15 protein-coding genes and 2 pseudogenes are annotated in these 19,748 nt (G+C 70.8%); 6 read left to right on the top strand and 11 right to left on the bottom strand.

Annotated elements, in window-relative coordinates:
- Positions 1 to 219 (top strand): annotated as a pseudogene (fecE, locus tag EV384_RS19280) (Fe(3+) dicitrate ABC transporter ATP-binding protein FecE); the annotation flags it as partial.
- Positions 220 to 259: 40 nt separating this feature from the next.
- Here the strand turns inward: fecE and EV384_RS19275 are convergent.
- On the bottom strand, positions 260 to 1,141 hold the full coding sequence (locus EV384_RS19275; RefSeq protein WP_130335279.1) for a winged helix-turn-helix transcriptional regulator: 882 nt from the start codon (positions 1,139 to 1,141) through the stop codon (positions 260 to 262).
- An 83-nt stretch (positions 1,142 to 1,224) separates the two neighbouring features.
- Here EV384_RS19275 and EV384_RS19270 point away from each other — a divergent pair, with 83 nt between their 5' ends.
- The 4 genes and pseudogenes from EV384_RS19270 (at position 1,225) to EV384_RS19260 (ending at position 5,324) form a co-directional block, all read left to right on the top strand.
- Positions 1,225 to 2,490, top strand: coding sequence for an MFS transporter (locus EV384_RS19270; RefSeq protein ID WP_130335277.1), 1,266 nt, complete (start codon positions 1,225 to 1,227; stop codon positions 2,488 to 2,490).
- A 629-nt stretch (positions 2,491 to 3,119) separates the two neighbouring features.
- Complete coding sequence (locus EV384_RS19265) at positions 3,120 to 4,580, top strand: SDR family oxidoreductase (protein ID WP_130335275.1); 1,461 nt, start codon at positions 3,120 to 3,122, stop codon at positions 4,578 to 4,580.
- Between the two features lie 64 nt (positions 4,581 to 4,644).
- Positions 4,645 to 4,782, top strand: a pseudogene (locus EV384_RS35460) (IS3 family transposase); the annotation flags it as partial.
- A gap of 65 nt (positions 4,783 to 4,847) precedes the next feature.
- A complete protein-coding gene (locus EV384_RS19260) occupies positions 4,848 to 5,324 on the top strand; it encodes a heme-degrading domain-containing protein (RefSeq protein ID WP_130335273.1) in 477 nt (158 codons plus the stop codon).
- Between the two features lie 164 nt (positions 5,325 to 5,488).
- Here EV384_RS19260 and EV384_RS19255 read toward each other — a convergent pair whose 3' ends face one another.
- The 10 genes from EV384_RS19255 to EV384_RS19210 all read right to left on the bottom strand — a co-directional run bounded on the left by EV384_RS19255 (position 5,489) and on the right by EV384_RS19210 (position 18,832).
- A complete protein-coding gene (locus EV384_RS19255; RefSeq protein WP_130335271.1) occupies positions 5,489 to 11,113 on the bottom strand; it encodes a GH92 family glycosyl hydrolase in 5,625 nt (1,874 codons plus the stop codon).
- 558 nt (positions 11,114 to 11,671) lie between these two features.
- The gene (locus EV384_RS19250) at positions 11,672 to 11,875 is read right to left on the bottom strand and encodes a hypothetical protein (RefSeq protein ID WP_130335269.1); all 204 of its coding nucleotides are present in this window, start codon (positions 11,873 to 11,875) and stop codon (positions 11,672 to 11,674) included.
- Positions 11,876 to 12,116: 241 nt separating this feature from the next.
- Positions 12,117 to 13,361: an acyl-CoA dehydrogenase family protein gene (locus tag EV384_RS19245; protein WP_130335267.1), complete on the bottom strand. Its 1,245-nt coding sequence runs from the start codon at positions 13,359 to 13,361 to the stop codon at positions 12,117 to 12,119.
- Positions 13,361 to 14,389 carry a phosphotransferase family protein gene (locus EV384_RS19240; protein ID WP_207232370.1) on the bottom strand — a complete coding sequence of 343 codons (1,029 nt, stop codon included), beginning with the start codon at positions 14,387 to 14,389 and terminating at the stop codon, positions 13,361 to 13,363. Before EV384_RS19240 ends, EV384_RS19245 begins: the two co-directional genes overlap by 1 nt.
- Positions 14,386 to 14,838, bottom strand: a complete 453-nt coding sequence (locus tag EV384_RS19235) for a MaoC family dehydratase (RefSeq protein WP_130335265.1) — start codon at positions 14,836 to 14,838, stop codon at positions 14,386 to 14,388. Before EV384_RS19235 ends, EV384_RS19240 begins: the two co-directional genes overlap by 4 nt.
- 17 nt (positions 14,839 to 14,855) lie before the next feature.
- Complete coding sequence (fabG, locus tag EV384_RS19230) at positions 14,856 to 15,611, bottom strand: 3-oxoacyl-ACP reductase FabG (RefSeq protein WP_130335263.1); 756 nt, start codon at positions 15,609 to 15,611, stop codon at positions 14,856 to 14,858.
- Positions 15,608 to 16,321, bottom strand: a complete 714-nt coding sequence (locus tag EV384_RS19225; protein WP_130335261.1) for an HAD family hydrolase — start codon at positions 16,319 to 16,321, stop codon at positions 15,608 to 15,610. The genes fabG and EV384_RS19225 overlap by 4 nt, the downstream gene beginning before the upstream one ends.
- On the bottom strand, positions 16,318 to 17,301 hold the full coding sequence (locus EV384_RS19220; RefSeq protein ID WP_130335259.1) for an NADPH:quinone oxidoreductase family protein: 984 nt from the start codon (positions 17,299 to 17,301) through the stop codon (positions 16,318 to 16,320). Before EV384_RS19220 ends, EV384_RS19225 begins: the two co-directional genes overlap by 4 nt.
- Complete coding sequence (locus tag EV384_RS19215) at positions 17,298 to 18,080, bottom strand: SDR family oxidoreductase (RefSeq protein WP_130335257.1); 783 nt, start codon at positions 18,078 to 18,080, stop codon at positions 17,298 to 17,300. The genes EV384_RS19220 and EV384_RS19215 overlap by 4 nt, the downstream gene beginning before the upstream one ends.
- Positions 18,080 to 18,832, bottom strand: a complete 753-nt coding sequence (locus EV384_RS19210; RefSeq protein WP_130335256.1) for an SDR family oxidoreductase — start codon at positions 18,830 to 18,832, stop codon at positions 18,080 to 18,082. The genes EV384_RS19215 and EV384_RS19210 overlap by 1 nt, the downstream gene beginning before the upstream one ends.
- A 147-nt stretch (positions 18,833 to 18,979) precedes the next feature.
- Here EV384_RS19210 and EV384_RS19205 point away from each other — a divergent pair, with 147 nt between their 5' ends.
- Entirely contained in the window at positions 18,980 to 19,648 is a 669-nt protein-coding gene (locus tag EV384_RS19205) for a TetR-type transcription factor C-terminal domain-containing protein (RefSeq protein ID WP_242624158.1), read from the top strand.
- Positions 19,649 to 19,748: the final 100 nt, after the last annotated feature.

Below are 19,748 nucleotides of genomic sequence, written 5' to 3'. Positions count from 1 at the left end.
ATGCTGCACGACCTCAACCAGGCCGCCCGCTACGCCACCCACCTGGTGGCCATGCGCGACGGCGCGGTGGTCGCCGCCGGGGAGCCGCGCCGGGTGGTGACCGCCGCCCTCGTCGAGGAGGTGTTCGGGCTGCCCGGCCGGGTCATCGACGACCCGGAGACCGGGACGCCGCTGGTGGTGCCCGCCGCCCGCCGCCGGGTCGGCCCGGTGCCGGCGTGACCGCGCACCGGCCGCGTTCAGGTCTCCCCCGGGTGCGTGTTCAGGGGGTGCGCTGCCGCCCGACGAGGTCCAGCATCTCGTCGACCGAGCCGGCCGGGTCGGTGACCGGGAACTGCACCGCGCGCACCACGGCGTCCAGATCGAGCAGCAGGGACAGCCGCTTGAACCGGTCCACTCCGCCCGCCCGGAAGGTCGGCAGGAGCAGACCGGCGGCGAGCCGGCCGTCCTGGTCGGACAGCAGTGGGAACGGCAGCCGGGCGTGCTCGGCGAACGCCCGCAACTGGTCGGGGCGCTGGGTGCTCACCCCGCGTACCTCGGCGTCGGCGGCGCGGAAGAGGTCGTGCCGGTCGGCGTACGTGCGGGATTCGAGGGTGCATCCGATGGCGCCGGGGATGTCCTCCCAACCTGGCGGCAGCCCCTGAGCGCCGGGCGCGAACGCCCCGGGGAAGAGGTAGAGGACGGTCCACCGGCCGGGGACGGCCGGTGCCTCCTCGCCGGCGTCGTGCCGGGGCAGCGCCAGCGCCGGGAGCCGGCGGCCGACCAGCTGGTGCACCCGGCGGGCCTCGGCGGAGTCGGCGTCGGCGGTGGCGGTGAGGTCGCCGTCGCCCATGACGTGCCGGGTTCCCCAGTCCTGTAGGGCGATCAGCACCGGCAGCAGCCCCTCGCCCTTGCGGGTGAGCAGGTAGTCGTGGCGTGGCGGGTGGGCGGAGTACGGCTGGCGCCGCAGCACCCCCTGCTCGACCAGCGCGCCCAGGCGCTCGGTGAGGGCCCGCCGGCTGACGCCGAGCTCGCGCTGCAGCGCGTCGAACCGGGTGGTGCCGCCGGCGATGTCGCGGACGATCAGGAAGGTCCACCAGTCGCCGAGCACACCGAGGGCCTGGGCGATGCCGCAGTCCGCGTCGCCGAGATCCGTCCGCTTCACATCCCACCTCCCGTCCGGCCGACCACTCGACTATAGTCCGTTTCAGATTGGAACTCACTGGCTCGGGAACGGGGGTCGGCGGCATGACCGTCAGGCAGGGGGCCGGAGTGTTCTGGCGCTGGTGGGCCGCCGGCACGACCAGCCTGGTCGGGTCGGCGGTCGGCGCGGTGGCGCTGCCGTTGACCGCGCTGACCGTGCTCGACGCGTCCGCGTTCGAGATGGGCCTGATCGCCGCCGCGAGCTACGTCGCCTGGCTGGTTATCGGGCTGCCGGCCGGCGTCATCGTGCAGCGGCTGCCACTGCGCGGCGCCCAGGTCGCTGCCGACCTCGCCCGCGCCGTCGCGGTGGCGTCCATCCCCGTGGCCTGGTGGTGGGGCTGGCTGACCGTCGCCCAACTGGTCGTCGTGGCGCTGGTCGTCAGCTTCGCCAACGTGCTCTTCGACGTCGCCAACGCCACCTTCCTGCCGGCCATCGTCGGTCGGGAGCAGTTGCACGCCCGCAACAGCCTCACCTCGGCCACGCACGCCGCCACCCAGCTCAGCGGCCCGTCCCTGGGCGGGCTCGCGGTGCAGGCGCTCGGCGCGGTGCCGACGGTGCTGGTCGACGCGGCCAGCTACCTGGTCTCGGCCGCGCTGCTGCGCTCGCTGCCCGCGCGGCGGGTCGACGCCCCGGACCGGTGGCCCCCGCTCCGCGAGATGATCGGCGAGGGCTGGCGCTACGTGACCCGCCACCCCGTGATGGGGCCGACCATGTGGACGGCGACGGCGGTGAACTTCGTCTGCGGCGCCCAACTCGCGGTCTACCCGCTCTACCTGGTCCGGGAGCTGCACGCGCCGGCCGCGCTGGTCGGCGTGCTGCTGGCCGTGGAGGGCGTCGGGTCGCTGGTGGGCGCCACGCTGACCCCGTGGATCACCGGACGGTGGGGCACGGCCCGGTCCCTCGTGGTCGCCTGCCTGATCGCCGTCGGCGGCGCGTTCCTCGTCCCGGTCGGCGTCGGCTGGAAGGCATACCTGGCGTTCGCAGCGGGCAACGTGGCCTTCGCCGGCGGCGTGGTGGTGCTCAGCGTGACCACCCGCACCTACCGGCAGATCGCGAGCCCACCGGAACTGCTCTCCCGGGTGATGGCCACGGTCCGGTTCGTCTCCTGGGGCGCCATCCCGGTCGGCGGGCTGGTCGCCGGCACCCTCGCCGGGCTGGTCGGCGCCCGGGTCACCCTCTTCGCCTTCGCCGCGGCGGCGGTGCTGGCCCCACTGGCCCTGCTCTTCTCCCCCGTCCGCGGTCTGCGCGACCTGGCCGACCTGGCGGTCGACGGACCGACCGCGCGAGAGCCCGCCGCGGCCGCGCGCTGACGCTGCGGCGTCCTGCCGCAACGTCCGCGCGGTCGTCCGCTACCTGGCTGCGGGCACCAAGGGAATCGCACGCTGGCACGACCACCGCATCCACTGCACAGGGCAGGCGAGGCCACCACACCTGACCACGGCCCGGACCCCACGGCATCATCGACGCGCTCACCGATGGCGGGCGTGATGACCATCGCGGACAAGGGCTATCAGGGCGCCGGCGGCAGCATCCGCGCGCCTCAACTCGTCGAACCTTGCCGCCGATTCCTCATCACGAAGATCAAACCGCACCACCAGAGCGAACACCCCTACCCCCGGGCAGCGACGCGACAAGCCGCACCAAACCCACCGGTTCAGCCGCACCCCTTTCCGAATGGGCGAGATCTCCGGCGCCGTTTTGCCACCGTCCGCCAGAGAACGCGTCCTACCTTCCGGGCCGACGTCCGGACGTTCGTGAGAACACTCGCTGGATCCGCCTTGGGGCGCGGTTGGTACCCGCGGGTGTGACTTCGGCGTCGGCGACGGCCCCGACCGGGACGCGGGATGCGTCGGAGGCCGCGCGGTGCGTACAGTTCCGGGTCGGACTTGGGGTGGGCCGGGTAGATCCGGCGCAGGGAACGGAACGAGACAGCGACGGCATGACGGCGGACAATATTACCGAAACGGGTCAATACGGCATTGACCCCGGCCGGCTGGAGACCTGTCTCAGCGTCTTTGAGGCGTTGGAGGACCTGCCTCCCGATCACCCCGACGTGGTGCGGGTGCAACGGGCCACCGCGAAGCTCTACAAGGTGATCAAGCAGCGGCGACGCGAGGAACGGCGGGATGCCATTGCGGCGGCCGACCGCGCGGTGACGGCGGCCACCGCCACCGGTGCCCCGGGCCGGATCGACGACGAGACCCAGGGCATCCCGCTCGCCTCCCCCACCGTGGGTGCCACGGCCGGCTTCCTGCACAATCCGCGCGGCTGCTACGTCTGCAAGCAGCGCTACCGCGAGGTGGATGCCTTCTACCATCAGCTCTGCCCGCCCTGCGCCGCGCTCAACCGGGAGCGCCGGAACGCCCGCACCGACCTGACCGGCCGGCGCGCGCTGCTCACCGGCGGCCGGGCGAAGATCGGCATGTACATCGCGCTGCGGCTGCTGCGCGACGGCGCGCACACCACGGTGACGACGCGGTTTCCGCACGACGCGGTCCGCCGATTCGCCGCGATGCCGGACAGCGGGGACTGGCTGCACCGCCTGCGGATCGTCGGGATCGACCTGCGCGACCCCGCCCAGGTGATCGCCCTCGCTGACTCGGTCAGCGGCCAGGGACCACTCGACATCCTGATCAACAACGCGGCGCAGACCGTCCGCCGCACGCCCGGGGCGTACGCGCAGCTCGTCGCCGCGGAGGCGGCGGCCCTGCCGGACGGCCCGCTGCCGGAGATGATCACGTTCGCCAAACCGGCCGGCCGGGGCGACCCGGCGGCCAGCCTGACCGCCCCGCCGCAGTCGGCCGCGATCACCCCGCACGCGCTCACCGCGCTGGCGCTGACCAGCGGCTCCGCCTCGCCGGAACGGATCGCGGCGGCCACCGCCATCGACGCCGGCGGTCTGGTGCCAGACCTCGACCCGGTCAACAGCTGGGTGCAGCGGGTGCACGAGGTGGACCCGATCGAGTTGCTCGAAGTGCAGCTGTGCAACGTGACCGCGCCGTTCGTGCTGGTCAGCCGGCTGCGACCGGCGATGGCCGCAGCGACCGCCCGCCGCAAGTACGTGGTGAACGTGTCTGCGATGGAGGGCCAGTTCGCCCGCGGCTACAAGGGGCCGGGGCACCCGCACACCAACATGGCCAAGGCCGCGCTGAACATGCTGACCCGGACCAGCGCCCAGGAGATGCTGGCCGACGGCATCCTGATGACCAGCGTCGACACCGGCTGGATCACCGACGAGCGGCCCCACCCGACGAAGATGCGGCTGGCGGACGCCGGCTTCCACGCCCCGCTGGACCTGGTCGACGGCGCGGCCCGGGTGTACGACCCGATCGTCCGCGGCGAACAGGGCGAAGACCTGTACGGCTGCTTCCTGAAGGACTACGCGCCCTGCGCCTGGTGATCGGCGCGCCCACCCCGTCGTCGGCCGCCGAGGTCAGGCCGACGCGTTCAGCACCGTCGCTTCGTCCACCACAGGGGAGCTGCGCCCGGCGATCGTGACCTGGATCGAACGGACCTACCACCGCCGCCGACGCCAACGACGCCTCGGACGACTCACACCCATCGAGTTTGAGACAATCAACGGGCACGCACACGCGGCCTGAACCACTCAACACCGCGAGTCAACCAAGCCCGGGGCAGTCCCCCACTCGACGAGGAGAATTTGCGTATGCCACTTGACCGTGACCCGTGGCCGACGCTGGATGAGCTGCTGCGCGAGGAGGGCGAGCTGGAGCTTCCGGCCCTGTCGGAGTCGGACGCGTACGAGTTGGGAATGCTGGCCGTTGCCGCCGCGAGGGAGCAGCGGCTACCGATCGCGGTGGGTGTGTGGCGGGCCGGGCGCCAGTTGTTCCACTGCGGCCTGCCGGGTTCGACGCGGGACAACGACGCGTGGCTGCGTCGCAAGGGACGGGTGGTGATGCGGTTCGAGCACTCGTCGCTGTACATGGCGCGGCTCTGCCAGGACAAGCAGGTGACGCTGGCGGAGAAGTTCGGACTGCCGGCCTCAAGGTATGCGGCCGCCGGAGGCGCAGTGCCACTACGCGTTCGCGCCACCGGCGTGGTGGGATGGTTCGGCGTTTCCGGGCTTCCGCAACTGGAAGACCACCGCTTCGTCGTTGACACGCTTCGCGCGATCTCGCGGTAGCCGCACGCCGGTGTGCCGAGCCGGAAGTCCTGGTCGGCTTCGACGACGAGCTCGCCGGTGAAGCCACCCGCGAAACCACATCGGCGGCTCACTCACGCAGATCCACCCCGTCTTGGGCGGGCCGTGATCACGGCCCGCCCAGGACGGTCCTGCTACCTCCGGACTCAGTTCGGGCCGGTGACGGTGAAGGGCAGCGTCACCCGCGTCACGGAACTGGCACCCGCCAGCGTGATGCTGGTCGAGCCCACCCTCGCAGTCCCGGGAACGCTGATGGTCGCGCCAGAGATGACGCCGTCACCATTCGCGCGCACGGTGCTGGGTGCGAGGCCGTCACCGAAGCTGATCGTGAGGGCGTCATTCGGCGCGAATCCGGAACCGTCGACCGTGATCGACGTGCCGCGCGGTCCCGAGGTGGTCGACAGCGCCACCTGCGGTTGGTAAGTCGGCACTTCCGACTGCCCGGTCACCTGGACGGTCGCCGTCGCCGGTGTCCGTGAGGACGCGCCGGTGGCGGTGACGGAGTACCGGCCAGGCGGCGCGTCATGGGATGTCGCGATCGACCCATGTACCGCTCCCGCCGCGGAGGCCGCGACCGTCATGCTCCGCGACGGGTTGGTGCCGAGAGTCACGGTCACCTGCTCGCCGGCGGCGAACCCGCTGCCGTTGACGGTGATCGCATCACCGGCGGCGACGGTGGCGGACGCGGACACCGCGATCGTCGGCTGGAGTCCGCCACTCGCCACGGTCACGGTGAAGGTCTCAGTGCTGCTCGACAGGGTGTCCCATGCGGTGACGTGCACCGTGTACGTGCCCTTCTGCGCGTAGGTGTGCTGTCCGCTCATCGCACCGGTCGGGCCGACCGTGACGTCGTCCGGAACCGTGCCGTCACCCCATTGGACGCGCGCGTGGTAGCCCGTCGTGTCGGGAACGCCGCCGCTCACCGAGCCGAGGTTCGCCGAGAGGACCTGCCCGGCGGTGGCCGTCTGGTCCTTCGGGGCGGCCGTCGCCAGCGCGGCGGCCGGCGTGCCGTCGTCGGCGATGGCGAACACGTGGATCCTGCCCGCCGAGCCGGGGTCGCCGGTCTGCGTCGGCAGGGTCACCGAGACGAGCGTCTTGCCCGCCGGGATCTGGTACGGCGTGGTGGCGAACAGGAACGGCTGTGCGCCGTCCCGGCTCGTGCCGCTCAGCCGGTACGCGGCCTTGGCGACGACGATGTTGCCGTAGGACGGGGTGCCGTTGGCGTTGCCACCCAGCGTCCAGTCACTCATCTGGATCGGGATGCTGGCGGTGCTGCCGTCGCTGAACGTCGCCGTGCCGGTGGTGCTCTGGTTGCCCTGCGTGCCGGCGCCGATGAACGAGATGCTCCTGGCGTCGGCCGGAAGGTGGAGAACGACCGTCCTGCCGTTGCCGGTCGCGTCGTCCGGCTGCCCCGCCGGGATCGCCGGCAGCGTGAAGTGCAGCGCCGTTCCGGGTACCTGGTGCTGCTGGCCCTGGGTCACGCCGGCTGCCGCGAGGGCGGCACGCGAGTACGCCCACGACTTGGCGTCGCAGTTCGCCGCGAGGACGCCTTCGTCGCCGATGCAGACGGTGTCGAATGCCGCGGTGAGGCCCGAACTCGGCGCGTAGGCCACGTCGACGCCGACCGTTGCCGCGCTCTGGCTGGTGCCGTCGGTCACCGTGACGCCGGCCTGGTAGTAACCCGGCTTGGCGTAGGTGTGGGAGCCGCTGACGCTGTACACGGCGCGCGAACTCACGGACAGGGTGCCTGCGGTGGCCGGCGAGCCGTCACCCCAGTCGATCGTGGCCTGGTAGCCGGTGGCGGTGCCCCCGGTGACGGTGGCCAGCGGCACCGACACCGCGGCACCGGTGGTGGCGTGCACGCCGCTCGCGGCGGTGACCGCGACGGCGCCGCCGCCGAGCACGACGTCGCCGCCGGCGAGCAACTCGATCTCGGCGAGGTTCGGCTGCGCGGCGCCGACCGTCTTCGTCACGGCCAGGCGGAACTGCGCGAACTGCCCCGGATCGCTGATCCTGAACGGCCGGGTCTGGTCGCGCCACGGGAACGCCTCGCCGGTGCGGGAATCGACGGTGGTCCAGGTGATCCCATCGTTGGAGCCCTGCAACCGCCAATCCGTCGGGTCGCCCGCGCTCGCCCCGGAGGTGAGGGTGTAGTAGGTCGGCGTCTGCTTGCCGCCGCGGAACACCCAGGTTATCTGCGGTGTGCCGGTGGCGAAGGTCATCTGGGTGGTCGACGAGTCGTCGAACAGCTTGGCGGCGTCCTGTCCACCGCTCGCGGTGGCGGTGCCGAGACCGGGGCCGGTGGCGTCCTGCAACGGCTTGGCCACGGAGTTGCCCTTGGTCAGTGACGGCGGCACATCGTTCTCGCCGGTGCCCCAGGAGGACGGGTCCGGGCCCATCTGGAAGTCGATCGTGCCGCCGCGGGCGAGGACCGCGGAGTCGATGGACACGCCGCGCTGCGCCTTCCCGTTGACCTCCACGCTCTGCACGTAGACGTTCTTGGTGCTGTTGTTCGGCGCATTGACGACGATGTCACCACTGCGCCGGTGGACGGTCATCCTGGTGAACTGCGGCGAGCCGATGGCCCAGTTGGACGAGCCGGCCTGCAGTGGGTAGATGCCCAGCGAGCTGAGGATGTGCCACGACGACATCTCGCCGTTGTCCTCGTCGCCCGGGTATCCCTGGCCGATCTCACTGCCGACGTAGAGGCGCTGCAGGATTTCCCGCACGATCGCCTGCGTCTTGGCGGGCGCGCCGGCGGCGTCGTACATGTACGGGATGTGGTGCGACGGTTGGTTGCTCATGCCGAGCTGGCCCATGCGCACCGCACGCGCCTCGAGCATCTCGTGGATCGTTCCGCCGTACCCGCCCGGATGGTCGGCGTTCTCCGGGGTGGCGAAGAACTCGTCGAGCTTCTGCTCCAGCGCCTTCCGCCCGCCGTACAGGTTGGCGAGCCCCTGTCCGTCCTGCGGCGCGGTGAACGCGTAGTTCCACCCGTCGGTCTCGGTATAGACGCCACCCCAGTCCAGCGGGTTGCCGGCGAGGAAGTTGCCGGCCGCGTCGCGTCCCTGGAAGAACTTCGTCTTCGCGTCGAAGAGGTTGACGTAGTTGCGGGCACGCTGCAGGAAGTACCGCGACTCCTCGTTGAGCCGGTCGCGCTCCGACTTCGGCGTGGCCGGGTCCTTGGCCAGGGCGGCGCCCATGTTGCCGATGCCGTAGTCGTTGATGAAGCCTTCCAACGCCCACGACACCGACTCGCCGGTGGAGGTCGGCGTGTAACCGAGGAACAGAGAGGTCTCGATGCCCTTGCGGCCGACCTCGCTGCGCCCGGACGCCACGGTCGCGTCCTTGACCGCCGCGTCGTAGGCGCTGAGCGGGTCGGGCAGCTCGACGCCGTTGAGGTAGGCCTGGGCCATCGCGACGTCCGCGCTGGTGCCGGTCATCAGGTCGGCGTAGCCGGGCGACGACCAGCGGGCGATCCACCCGCCGTCGCGGTACTGCTGGACGAACCCGTCGGCGATCCTGGCTGCGATGTCGGGGTACAACAGCGAGTACGCGGGCCACACGGTGCGGTAGGTGTCCCAGAACCCGTTGTTGACGTAGATCTGCCCGTCGACGATCTTCGCGCCGGTCTGGGTGGCGGTAGACGTGCCAGTCGGCGGCGACACCGGGCTCGCGTACTGCCAGTGCGGCGCGGTGGCGGTGCCGGTGTTCTCCGACTGCGAGTTCGGATACAGGTTCAGCCGGTACAGGTTCGAGTACAGCGTCACCAGCTGCGTCTCGGCCGCGCCCTGGACGTCGATCCGGCCGAGCCGGTCCTCCCATGCCGCGGTGGCGGCCGCGTGGACCTGGTCGAGGCTGTTGCCGGTGACCTCCAGGTCGAGGTTCCGGTGTGCCTGGTCGACCGAGATGAATGACGTCGCCATGCGCAGCGTCACCTGCCGGTTTGCCGAGGTGTCGAAGGTCGCGGACGTGGCGGAGGACGTCGTCGGCGCGCGGTCGAAGGTGCCGGACACGAACATCCGGCTGCGACCGGCCGACAGGCCGCTTCCGTTGTCGACCCAGCCGGTGAACGTGCCGTCCGTACCGATGGTGAACGTGCCGTTGTAGAACACGAGGCTTCCGGTGGCCTGCCCGGACGGGAAGGTGAACGCCATGATCCCGCCGTGGTCGGTGGGCGACATCTGCGCGATCAGGCCGTTCTGCAGGGTGACCTGGTAGAAGTCCGGCCGCGCGACCTCGTCGTCGTGGCTGAAGGCGAGCGCGCGGCCGCTTGGCGCTCCGGTGAGGGATCCGCCGGCCGGCACCGGCATGACCGACATCTGGTCACGATCACCCATCCACGGGCTGGGCTCGTGCGAGATCGCCAGTCCCTGCAGCGTGGGCAGATTCGCCGCGTTGTTGTTCCGCTGGTACTCGTACTCCCACGAGTTCGAGGTGGCGTTGGTGACGGGCGTGAAGAAGTTGAAGCCGTTCGGCATCGCCGAGATCGGCAGGTTGTTGCCGCGCGAGAACGAGCCCGATGCGTTGGTCCCGCGCCGGGTGTCGACGTAATTGGTCCGGCTGGAGCCGTCGATCGGTGTCGGAGCGCCCGTCAGCGTGATGTCGTCGAGCCAACCCTGGAAGCGGGTCGAGGCCGTCGCATGGGGATCGTCGTAGGCGAGCAGGATGCGGTCGATCGTCTTGCCGTTCGCAACCGCCCCGATGTCAGACTGCACCGCGTTCCACTGGTCGGCGTAGAGCACCTTCGACGCGCCCTGCCCGGCGGCCGTGAGCGGGTATCCGTGCTGGTCTACCGGCGAAAGCAGGCTGAGGTAGCCGCCGTCGGTGAAGTGCAGGTCCACGGCCGCGTAGGTGGACGGATACTGGGTGTCCTGACCGGTGAACTCGGGGAAGATCTTGTAGGACAACCGCGTCTCTGGCCCGACCGGGATGTCGACCTCGAACACCTTGTTGGTCGCGTACGAGCGACCGTCGGCCTCGGCGCCGCCCGAGTATCGCAGCGAAGCCAGCCCGGTGAATCCGGCCTTGGGCTTCATGTTGTGGCCACTGACCGGACCGGTGCCGACGACGCTGCCCATCGGGGTGGCCGGCGGCTTGACGTTCGAGCCGTCGCTGATGTCCCAGTCGGCGAGCTGAACAAGGGAGTCACCGGAGTTCGCGGAGACATTCAGGCGGTAGTAACCGTAGGCAGTCGTATTGGTGAAGCTGTAGGTGTTCGTGGCGAACCGCCCGCTGAAGCTCTGCCCCGTCTGTCTGTTGAGGTCGGTCCACGTGCTGCCGTCGTTGGACCCCTGCACCGTGAAGTCCTTGGGATCACGGGTCGGGGCGTCGTTCGCGGAGGTCAGCGCGTACCGCACCACCGCCGCCGGCTTGGCCAGCTGGTAGGTCACCCAGCCGGTCGGGTTGAACGCCAGCCACTTCGTGGAGGGATTGCCGTCCGTGAGGTTCGCGGCGGTTTCGTTCGGCGGGTTCTCGGCGCTCGCGGTCACCGCATTGACCTGACCGAGCAGGCTGCCGGGCAATCCGGTGGGGCTCGAGCCGCTCAGGTTCGCCTGGACCGGCTTACCGCTCGCGTCGACCTCGACGGTGCTGGCGGCGGGTTGCGGGTCGGCCGCCTCGAACGAGGAGCTGAAATTGCCGGGCGGCGCCGTAGTGGGCGCGGCACCCGCCGGGGGTGCGGCGACGAGCAGTCCCGCGGGCAGCAAGACCGCAGCTGTCGCGGCGAACAGTCGGGGGGACAACGGGCGCGCAAGGGGGGGATACGACATGGGGGCAGGGCCTTTCGACTCGATCCGGGTCGAGTGCGTCGAACCTTTGGGCAGAGAAGACCGTGGCTGCTGCGGTCCATCGATCGCGCTGGAGCGCGAGTGTGCTTACCCGGGCGCTCAGGCCGGGCGAACCGTCCGTCTGCGTGGGCGTCGACGCCGTCATCGGCGCCGGGACGACCTGCTGGTTGGCCTGCCCTGTTCGGGTGGCCGATCCGGGGGTGATGTCGAACAGGTGTAGCGCACCGTCCGATGTGGTCGGCAGCACCACCTCTGCGACCGTCGCGCTCCGGCCGGCCGGTAACGTCGCCGGGAACACGCGGGCCTGGCCGACGCCGTCACGGCGCCACCCGGCAGGACGTTCGCACCCGTAGTGCTGAACCGCCGATCTCGGCCATGCACTCTCCTTCGGAGGTCGCACCCCACGGCCTGACATCGTTGTCAAAAGGACCCGTGACCAACGAAGGCAGGAGCAGTGGACTGTCGCTGATAGTTCCGGCCAAACCACGGCGGTGTCAATGGGTTCATCAACGCGAACAGGCCGTCGTTGACGGATGTCGGCTATCTGCGCCGCAGGCTGCACTCGTCGCTGCGGAAGGAAAGCCCCGACGGCAGACGTCTGTTCATCCTGTCGGTCGTGCGCCACGCCGACGCGGTCATCCCCGCCGCCGGCGAGATCGCCACGGACTCGGCCACAATCGGGATGTCCGGATCACCGGGTTCGCCGACCCCGGCGGCCAGCAGTCGCGTCACGACTTCACGCACCTGCCCAACTGCTCGCCGTGCAGCACCAACCCGACGCCGATCTGGACGGCATCGAGCGGTACCTGATCCAGTTCTGGCCGGCCGAGCCGTAGGACCGCGTCATGCCCGGCGACGGTGCCGCGAGTCGACGGGTAACCCGGGCACCGCGTGTCGGGCAGCGAGTCGCCCGGCCGTGGCGGGGTCGTGAGCGGCGAGGCAGTCGGCGACCCGTCGGCGCAGTTCCTCGTGCGGACTGATGTGGTCAGGCGTGGCTGTGCTGCCTCGCGACAGCCTGGCAACGCAGTTCGTGGCGCGCCAGGGCATTCTTGTGCACCTCGTCGGGTCCATCGGCGAAGCGCAGGGTGCGGATGCGGGCGTAGGCGCCCGCCAGCGGGAAGTCCTGGGAGAGGCCAGCGGCGCCATGCACCTGGATCGCCTTGTCCAGAATCCACTGGACGGTCGCGGGGGTGGCGATCTTGATCGCCTGGATCTCGGTGTGCGCGCCCTTGTTGCCGACGGTGTCCATCAACCAGGCCGCCTTGAGCACCAGCAGGCGCAGCTGCTCGATCCGCACCCGGGACTCGGCGATCCAGTCTCGGATCACCCCCTGCTCGGCCAGCGGCTTGCCGAACGCGATCCGCTGCTCGGCGCGGGCGCACATCAGTTCGACGGCCCGTTCGGCGATGCCGATGGAGCGCATGCAGTGGTGGATGCGGCCGGGACCGAGACGGGCCTGCGCGATCGCGAATCCATCGCCGTCGGCGCCGATCAGGTTCTCGACCGGCACGCGTACGTCGTGGAACTCCAGCTCGGCGTGCCCGCCGTGGTCGTGGTCGTCGTACCCCAGCACCTCCATGCCCCGCTTGATCTCCAGGCCCGGGCTGTCCCGCGGGACCAGCACCATGGACTGCTGACGATGCCGCTCGGCGTTCGGGTCGGTCTTGCCCATGACGATGAAGATCCGGGCGTTCGGGTTCATCGCGCCGGTGATCCACCACTTGCGGCCGTTGATCACGTACTGGTCGCCGTCCCGCTCGATCCGGGTGGCTATGTTCGTGGCATCCGAGGACGCCACGTCCGGCTCGGTCATGGCGAACGACGACCGGATCTCGCCGTCCAGCAGCGGCTCCAGCCACTGCTTCCGCTGCGGCTCGGTGCCGAACATCGCCAGCACCTCCATGTTGCCGGTGTCCGGGGCTGCGCAGTTCAGGGCGGCGGGCGCCAGGTGGCTACGCCCGGTGATCTCGGCGAGCGGGGCGTACTGCAGGTTGGTCAGGCCCGCCCCGTGCTCACCGGGCAGGAAGAGGTTCCACAGCCCGCGCTTCCTCGCCGCCGCGCGCAGCTCCGCGAGCACGGGCACCGAGTCCCAGGCCCAGCGGTCGCCGAGCTGCCCGAGCTGCCCGAGCTGCTTGCGGAAAACGTCCTCGGCGGGGTGGATGTGGCTGTCCATGAAGTCCAGGAGGTTGTCGCGCAGCCCCTCGGTCCTCGGGTCCAGGGCAAAGTCCATCAGTGCTCCTTGAGATAGGTCAGGCCGGCGCCGAGCAGCAGCTCGGTGACCCCGCCGATCCGCTCGAAGCCGGCGCCGACGGTCTGGCCGCGCAGGTGGCGGTAGTGGATGCCTTCGAGGATCGCGGCCAGCTTGAAGGCCGCCAGGCCGAGGTAGAAGCCGAATCGCGGGAGGGGGCGCGTGCTGCGTGCGGCGTACCGCTCGAGGATCTCGTCCTCGGTCAGGAAGCCGGGCGCGGACGAGGCGTCGGCCACCGCTACTCCGACGAGCCGGCCGAGACGCTGGTAGAGCACCAGCAGCGCCACGTCGGTAAGCGGGTCGCCGAGCGTGGCCATCTCCCAGTCGATGACGGCGGCGAGGCGGTCGCGGCCGTCGGTGAGGACGTTGTCGAGGCGGTAGTCGCCGTGCACGATGCCCGGCGCCGACCCGGTCGGCACGCCGGACGCCAGGCGGGCGTGCAGCTCGTCGGCGGCTGGCAGGTCCCGGCAGTACGACGCGTCGAGCTGCTTCTTCCAGCGGCTCACCTGCCGAGCCAGGAAGCCGTCGGGCCGGCCGAAGTCGGCTAGCCCCACGGCCGTCGGGTCGACCGCGTGCAGGGCGGCCAGGGTGTCGACCAGCCTGGTCGAGATGACCCGGGTGCGTTCCGGGCCGAGCCGCTCGAGTTCGGCCGCGTGCCGGTACGCCGTACCGGCGACCCGCTCCATCACGTAGAACGGCGCGCCCAGCACGTCGATGTCCGAACAGAGCGCGTAGGTCGTCGGCACCGGCACGTCGGTGGCCTGAAGGGCCGACATGACGTGGTACTCCCGGGTCATGTCGTGCGCGGTCGCCAGCACATGCCCCAGCGGCGGCCGCCGGACGATCCAGGTCTTCCGCCCGTCACCGACCTCGTAGGTGAGGTTGGACTTCCCGCCGGGGATCAGCCGGGCGGTCAGGTCCGCGGCCGCCCCGGGCACCGAGGCGGCGAACCAGTCGGAGAGCCGGGCCAGGTCGAGGCCCGGCGGGTCCTGCGGTGCGGAGGCGATCACGGCACCAGGATGCTGACGGTCTCGACGACGCAGGCGGGCTTCTCCGCACCCGCCAGCTCGATGGTCACCTTCGCCGTCAGCTGGTAGCCACCGCCGCCGGGCACCAGCGACAGCAGCTCCACTCCGGCCCGCACCCTGGAGTCGACGGGGACCGGCGAGGGGAAGCGGAGCTTGTTGGCGCCGTAGTTCACACCCATGCTCAGCCCCTCGACCTTGTACACCTGCCAGACCAGCATCGGCACCAGCGACAGCGTGAGGTATCCGTGCGCGATGGTGCTGCCGAACGGAGAGTGCGCCGCCTTCGCCGGGTCGACATGGATCCACTGACGGTCACCCGTCGCCTCAGCGAAGGCGCTGATCTGCTGCTGCGTGACGGTGTGCCAGTCGGAGTAGCCGAGGTGGGTGCCGACCGCCTGCTCCAGCTCCTCGATTCCGTGGAAGACCTTCATCATCTCTCCTCTCCCGCTCAGGCCTTCGGCCCGCCGGCGACGTACAGCACCTGGCCGGACACGAAACCGGCAGCCTCGCTGACGAAGAACGACACGGCATGCGCGATGTCCTCCGGCTTGCCGGTGCGGGCGACCGGGATCTGCGCCGCGGCGGCGTCCTTGAAATCCTCGAACGACATGCCGACCCGCGCTGCGGTGGCGGCGGTCATCTCGGTCTCGATGAAGCCAGGGGCGATCGCGTTCGCCGTAACGCCGAACTTCCCGAGTTCCAGCGCGAGCGTCTTGGTGAAGCCCTGCAGACCGGCCTTGGCGGCCGCGTAGTTGGCCTGGCCGCGGTTGCCCAGCGCCGAGGTGCTGGACAGGTTGACGATCCGCCCCCAACCGGCCCTGGTCAGGTAGCCCTGCACGGCGCGGGTGACGAGGAACGAGCCACGCAGGTGCACGTTCAGGACCGCGTCCCAGTCGCCGGCGGTCATCTTGAACAGCAGGTTGTCCCGGGTGATGCCGGCGTTGTTGACCAGCACGGTGGGCTCGCCCAGCTCCTCGGCGATCCGATCCACGGCCGCCTGCACCGCCTGTTCGTCGGCGACGTTGGCGCCGACGGCCAGGGCCCGGCCGCCGCCGGCCTCGATCTCTCCGACGACCGGCTTGCACGCCGCTTCGTCCAGGTCGACGACGGCGACGGCGAAGCCGTCCCGGGCAAGCCGCTTCGCGACGCTGGCGCCGATGCCGCGGGCCGCTCCGGTGACGACGGCGGTGCGGGTGATGGTCATGGAGTGAACTCCTCGATGGGTGCGGGATGTGGCAGTTCAGAACGGGATGCGGCCGTGGGCGGCCGGCGGGACAGGCCGGGGAACAACTCGGCGAGCGCGGCCCTGGTGGTGTCGGCGTCGGTGTGCCGGAGCGCCCGCATGCCGACCGCGCGGGCGCCGAGCACGTTCGGCTCGGCGTCGTCGACGAACAGCACTCGGTCGGCCGGCAGGCCGAGCCGGTCCAGGGTGAGCGTGTAGATCGCGGCGAGCGGCTTGCGCAGACCGACCTCACCGGAGATGACGACGGGATCGAAGAGGGCGTCGATCCGCTCGCGCGGGTACGTGTTGCCCCAACTGTTGGACAGCAGCCCGACGCGGACGCCGACGTCCCGCAACTCCCGGGCGAGGGCGAACATCGCCGGGTCGGGGCGCATCCCGGCGAACAGCCGGGCCAGGACGCCGACAGGGTCGATCGCACGCCCGTCGACCGAGGTGAGCTCGGCGGCGAGCAGGCCGTCGAACTCCTCGACGCTCAGCGCCCCGGTTTCCAGCCGGTGGATGGGGGTGCCTTCCGGGGCGTCGCGGGACAGCCAGGCCTTGAGCGTCCACGAGAACGACGTCGGCTCGATGCCGTCGTCCTGCAGCCACGCGGCGATCGAGTCCCGGACCGGCCCGGTGAGCACGCCGCCGTAGTCGAAGACCACGGCTTCCACCTGGTTGGCGGTGCTCACGACACGTACACCACCCGCCCGACGGTGACGCCGTCGGCGAGCTCCTGCACCCCGTCGGCCACCTCGTCGAGCGCGAGGCGTTGGCTGACCAGGGGTCGTACGGCGCCCTGGGCGGCCAACGCGGTGAGGGCACGATGGCATTCGGCGACGGCTGCCGGGTCGTAGCGGTGGTACAGGCCCCAGTGCAGGCCCACGATCGAGTAGTTCTTCACCAGGGCGTGGTTGAGCGCGGCGGACTGGATCTGGCCGCCGGCGAAGCCGACCACGAGGATGCGACCCTCGAAGGCGATGCACCTGGTCGAACGCTGGTAGGTCTCGCCGCCGACCGGGTCGTAGACGACGTCGGCACCCTGGCCGCCGGTCTCGGCCTTGACCACCTCGACGAAATCCTCTTCGCGGCGGTCGACGACCACGTCGGCGCCCAGTGCGCGGGCCACCGCCACCTTCTCCGGACCACCCACGACGCCGATCACCCGGGCGCCGGCCGCCTTGCCCAGCTGCACGGCGGCGCTGCCGACGCCGCCGGCCGCGGCATGCACCAGCAGCGTCTCGCCCGCGCGCAGCCCGGCCCGGCGGTGCAGGCCGAACCAACCGGTCTGGTAGCCGATGTAGAGCGAGGCCGCCTCGGCGTCGTCGAGCTCCGCGGGCGCGGGGAACGTGGTCGCCGCATTCAGCAGCGCGAGCTCACCGAACCCGCCAAACGGCAGCACCGCGCCGCCGAGCACGCGGTCGCCGACGGCGAACCCGTCGACGCTCTCGCCGAGCGCCACGACCTCGCCGCACAGCTCGACACCCGGGGTGAACGGGAGCTCCGGCTTGACCTGGTACTCGCCACGGCACATCAGGACGTCGGGGAAGTTGGCCGGACAGGCCAGCACGTTCACCACGAGCTGCCCGGGACCCGGTTCCGGGTCGGCCACGTCGACGAGCCGCAGCACGTCGTGGGGCTCACCGAGCTCGGCGACCCGCCATGCCTTCATCGAAGTGCCCCCTGGTCCTCGAGTCGTCGCTGGAGCTTGTTCATGGCGTTCAGCCACCGGTCGGTGTCGAGGGCGCGGTGGGTGTAGTAGTCGGCCACCTGGGGATGCGGCAGGACCAGGAACCGGTCGTCGTGGAGGGCCTGCCACGTCGCTTCGGCGACGTCCTCCGGCGTGAGCGCCGCATCGTGGCTGAGCAACTCCTGCAGGGGCGCGGCGTTGTCGAGCATCCGGGTCTGCACGCCCTGCGGGCAGATCGCCTGCACCACGACCCCGCGGTGCCGGTAGGTCGCCGAGAGCCACTCGGCGAACGCGAGGCAGGCGTGCTTGCTGACCGAGTACGCCGCACTCCCGATCATCGTGAGCAGCCCGGCCGCGGAGGCGGTCACGACGAAGCGACCGGAGCCGCGCTCCACCCATCCCGGTATCAGCAGTCGCGCGGCCCGCACGTGCGCCATGACGTTCACCTCGTGGGTGGCGGCCCAGTCCTCCTCGGCGGCCCACAGCCCGTGGCCACGGTCGATGCCGGCGTTCCCGAACCAGATGTCGATGCTGCCCAGGTGGCCTCGGGCCGCCTCGACCAGCGCGGCGACACCCTGCTCGCTGGCGGCGTCACCGGGAGCGGCGAAACCACCGAGCTCCTCGGCCACCCGGATGGCTGCCTCGGCGTCGAGGTCGTTGACCACGACACGCGCTCCCCCAGCGGCGAGTCGGGTGGCCAGAGCACGGCCGATGCCGTGGCCGGCGCCGGTGACGACGACACCCTTGTTCCATACCGGCATCAGACACCTCCCGTCAGGGTGACGCCGCCGTCGACGACCAGTAGCTGACCGGTGATCCAGGCGGCATCCTCAGAGAGCAGGAACGCAACGACGCTGCCGATGTCCTCGGAGACTCCGAGCCGCTTGAGCGGGTAGGCCGCAGCCACCTGCTCCTCCCGACCCTCGTAGAGCGCGGTGGCGAACCTCGTCTTCACGACGGCCGGGGCAACGGCGTTCACCCGGATGCCCGGGCCGAGCTCCACGGCGAGCTGCTGGGTGATGTGCGTGAGCATCGCCTTGCTGGCGCCGTAGAAGCCGATGCCAGGCGCGGGCCGGACGCCGGCCACCGAGGAGACGTTGACCACGGCACCGCCGTGCTCCCTCATCCAGCGCCGGTGGACCTGCTGCACCCACGACAGGGCGGCCAGGCAGTTCACCTCGAAGACCTTGCGGGCCGCTGCCAGGTCCATCTCGACCATCGGGCCGTACGCCGGGTTGATGCCGGTGTTGTTGACCAGGAAGTCGGCGCTGCCAAAGGTGTCGACCGCGCGGGCCACGACCTCGGCCTGGTGGTCGGCATCGTCGGTGTGGCCGGCCACGCCGATGGCGTGCTCGGGGCCCAGCTGGGCGACCGCCTGGTCGAGCGTCTCCCGCTTGCGGGCGGTGATGACGACCTTGGCACCGTCGGCGACCAGCCGCTCGGCAACGGCGAAACCAATGCCCCGGCTGGCGCCGGTGACGATCGCCGTCCGTCCGGTGAACCTCGTTGACATCGGTGATGGCGCGTCACTCGCTGCGGCGGCAACGATCACGGCTTCGGGCACCGTTTCCCCTCCAAACTTACTAAGCGCTTGCTTAGTAGTACAGTCGATGAAGTGTGCGACACACCGCGGCCGCCGTCAACAGGTCGGCCTCGCTCAGTGGTGTCCGCCTCGTCCACCGGCACGGTGGTGTCGCTGCCCGACGAGGCCCAGAAAGGAAGGACGGACGCGTTGACCGACACGGCCGAGCACTCCCGCGCCGACGTCACCCGCGCCCGGCTGCTCAAGGCGGCCGTCAGCGCGTTCGCCGAGCGAGGCTTTCACGGCACGACAACACGCGACATCGCCGCGGCGGCCGGGCTGAGCCCAGCCGCGCTCTACGTGCACCACAAATCCAAGGAGGAGCTCCTCTACCTGATCTCGCGGTCAGGACACGACCACGTGCTGCGACTGGTGCAGGACGCGATCGCGTCGTCTGACGACCCGGCCACGGCGCTACGGCGGGTGGTCCACGACTTCGTCGTCACCCACGCCCGCGACCACACCAGCACGCGCGTCGTGAACTACGAGCTGGCCGCACTCAGCGCCGAGCATCTCGCCGAGATCCGGGAAATCCGCCACCGCATCGAGCAGGCGATCCGCCAGCTCATCGAGGCAGGCGTCGCCGCCGGGGTCTTCGACACCCCCGACCCGCGGATGGCGGCCGCGGCCCTGCTGTCACTGGGCATCGACCTCGGCCGGTGGTACCGCGACGACGGCGGCTGGAGCCCCGAGCACATCGCCGCCCAGTACGCCGAGATGGCGCTCCGCGTCGTCGGCGCCCCCTGATCGACACGTCGGCGCTCGCCGGCCGGTCCAGCTGTGCGCCTGCACGCCGGGCGCAGCCCCCAGGCCAACAACGAACGATCACGACGGTCGGTAGCAGCGC

It is taken from the genome of Micromonospora kangleipakensis (assembly GCF_004217615.1).
In the GTDB taxonomy this organism is placed as follows: domain Bacteria; phylum Actinomycetota; class Actinomycetes; order Mycobacteriales; family Micromonosporaceae; genus Micromonospora; species Micromonospora kangleipakensis.
Note: the sequence above shows the minus strand (reverse complement) of the source record. Positions and strands in the feature narration are given on the sequence as shown.